At 69.0% G+C, this 3,192-nt stretch carries 2 protein-coding genes; both read right to left on the bottom strand.

From position 1 onward, the window contains the following. Positions 1 to 1,283: capsular polysaccharide export protein, LipB/KpsS family (locus tag AC1DW4_RS15045; RefSeq protein WP_477018068.1), on the bottom strand; the 1,283-nt coding region annotated here is incomplete at its 3' end. An 808-nt stretch (positions 1,284 to 2,091) separates the two neighbouring features. Beyond that, the coding region (locus tag AC1DW4_RS15040; protein WP_477018067.1) for an OmpA family protein at positions 2,092 to 3,192 on the bottom strand (1,101 nt) is incomplete at its 5' end.

The raw sequence follows: 3,192 nt of genomic DNA, 5'->3' as shown, positions 1-3,192 counted from the left end.
GTGCGGTCGATGACGTGGGCGCGGAAGCGGGTGAACAGGTCGGGGTCGGGGGTCTGTGGGTCGGTCCAGAAGGCGTCGATGGATTGCTGGTCGGTCAGGCCGTCGAAGTCGAAGAAGGCCTCGCCCAGGACCTTGACCGGGGTCTTGAAGCCCAGGGCCGACAGGGCGGCGGATGAGTTGTTGACCACCATGCCGTTGGAGGCGCGGCACAGCTGGGCCAGGTTGCCGCCGTCGATGAAGTCGACCCGGTCGGCGAGGCCGCGCTCGATGGCCAGGACCCGGGTCATGCGGCGCAGATCGACCAGGCCGGGATCCAGGGGATGGTTCTTGACCACCAGCCGGGCCTCGGGCGGCGCGTGTCTGGCGAACGAGGTCAGGACCTCGGCCAGAAACGCGGTGTTGTCGGCATAGTGGGAGTAGCGCAGCAGCTGGGCGTCGCCCTCGCGCTGCAGGCAGGCGATGAAGAAGGGGCCGCGCGCGCGCAGGGTCTGGGCGTCGGCCTCGTTCGACGAGCGCAGCATCAGGCCGAAGTAGCGCCGGATGTGGCTGGCGCACTGCAGCCAGGCCGGGGTCGTATAGGGCTGGGCATAGCGCCGGAAGGCGAACGGCCGGACCAGGAACTGCAGGAAGTGATACCAGCTGATGTGGGCCACATGGTGCGGCAGGGCGCGGCCCACCGGCCGGGCCGGCACGATCTCGGGGATCGGCGGATCATAGGCCGCGCGGTCGCGCGCCAGGCTTGATCGCGCATTGACACCGTCCTGCTCGACCGTGATCCAGTCGGGCCGGAAGTAGCCGTTCTCGAGGACCCAGATACGAAGAGCGCTATCGCTCGGCTCGCGAAGCCTCGCTGCTTGAGCGCGGGACCCCAAGCGCGCGGCTGGGTCGGCGGCTGACGCCGCACCGCTACCGCTCGCGACGCGGTCGCTCGCTGCTTGAGCGGGAGGAAGAGGGTCAGTTGGAACGCCATCTTCCGACCCTCCACCCTCAGCCCTCGCCCCTGTCTCCGCAACCAGGGCCTTCAGCTGCTCGGCTTGCGTCAGGACCGCCTGGTTGTAGGGGCCGCCCTCGCCGAACACGATCAGGTCGGTCAGGCCGTGGGCCGTCACCAGTCCGGCCAGGTGGGCGGGCCAGTCACGCACGTCGCCGTCGAAGGTCAGCCCCCCGGACCGGCGCCAGTAGACCCAGTCGCCGATGTTGAAGATCATGCGCCGGACCCGCGCCCCCCGCCCCTCCAGCTCGGCCGCCAGCACCCGGCCGAACGGTCCGAACGGCGCCGTCACGATCAGGAACGAGCGGGAAGACAGGTCAGGGGCGCTATCGCTCGCGACGCGGTCGCTCCCGGCCCGAGCGGGTTCCTGTGAAGAGCCTCTATCGCTCGCGACGCGGTCGCTCCCTGCTTGAGCGCGGGCCTGGGCAGGGGTGCCATCGCTCGCGAGGCCGTCACGCAGGGTCGGGATCGTGTTCGGAACCGGGGCGAGCACGGGGCCGACAGCGTTGGCCACGCGGCGGTCCGAACGCGCGCGCCGATCGACGGACGGGCGGGCGCGGCGCGAGGGGATGCGGACGTCGACCATGGTCCTCCTTGTCGCGCTCCGAACCGGCGGGATCAACCGACTTGTCCGGAAAGGCGAACCAAAACGACGGGTTTCACGAAACTGTCCGATAAACGCGGGTCGTTCGACACGGTTCATCCGGACCCGGACGACACCGGGGGAGGAAGGGTTCATCACGGAGAGCACGGAGGACACGACGGGATCGAGCGGTATCAAGGTCATCGTCCGACCCTCGGCACCGCGGATGAAAGGGCGGCTTCGCCGCCGGTCTTCTCCTGCCCGAGATCGGGACGATGACGCGACAAGGGATGCGGTCCCGCCGTGCCCTTCGCCGTGCTCGGTGTGATGAACCCTCGCAGGTTCCGCCAAAACAAAGCCGCCGGACCCTTCGCAGGACCCGGCGGCTGAAGTCTTTGCTGCGCCAACGCTCGGCTCGCGGAGCCTCGCTGCTTGAGCGCATGTCGCGTCATCGGCGACCGTTCGTCGGGCACCGGCCCGGATCGTGAGATCCGGACCGGGCCGTTTCGAAGCGGTCCTAGAAGTTGATGCCGATGGTGGCGCGACGGTTCAGAGGCTCGCGAACGCCGTCGGCGGTCGGGCGGGCCAGGTTGGTCTCACCCTTGCCGTCCAGGGCGATCACGCCGCCGTTGACGCCGTTGGCGACCAGGGCGTCAGCCACGGTGCGGGCACGACGGTTCGACAGGCCCACGTTGTAGGCGGCCGAGCCGGACGTATCGGCATAACCGACGACCAGAACGCGCGTCGGACGACCCGACTTGGCGTAGGTGGCGGCTTGCGTCACGACCGAGCGGGCTTCCGCCGTCAGGTCCGAGCGATCCCAGTCGAAGTAGACCACGAACTCACGCGCGACCGGAGCCGGAGGCGGGGGAGGAGGCGGCGGGGGCGGAGGAGGCGGCGGGGGCGGGGGCGGAGGCGGCGGGGGCGGCGGAGGCGCCATCGGCGCTTCGTCGGCACCGAACGCATAGCGCAGGCCCAGGGTGATGGTGTGCGACTGATCGTAATCGCCTTCGAACGTGCCCTGGTTGCGGGTCGTCGGGCTCGACACGGTGTCGAACTCGGCGTCGCCCGTCAGGTAGCGATAGGTCAGGTCGATGTTGGCGCGGTCACCCACGGCGTAGCTCAGGCCGGCGATGGCCTGGGCCGCGAACTTGGTCGACGAATCGTCGGCCACGATCGTGCCGGCGCCCTGGCGGTAACGGCCGGCGAAGTCGGCGGCGACGCGGTTCACACCGACGCCCAGACCCACGAACGGACGAATGCCCCAGTACTCGCCACCGATGTCATAGATGACATTGGCCATCAGCGTGGTGGATTCGATGTCGCCCTCGGGCGAATAGCAGGGACCCGAAGCCGGCGTCAGATTACAGATGCCGTTCGGACCCGACACCGCGCGAACGCGGCCGATGTCGCCCGAGCGATAGCCGCCCTCCAGCTCGACGCGCCAGTTGGCGTCGAAACGGTAGCCCAGACGCGCAAACGCCGCCCAGCCGTCGTTCACTTCAAAGTTGAAGTTGTTGCCCGTCACCGAAGACTCGGCGTTGATGTCGTCGATGACGTGGTACCCGGCGTCTACCGCCCCATACCAACCATCCGGCTCAGCCGATGCAGCACCAGC

Source organism: Brevundimonas sp. P2_A6 (genome assembly GCF_056404975.1).
Note: the sequence above shows the minus strand (reverse complement) of the source record. Positions and strands in the feature narration are given on the sequence as shown.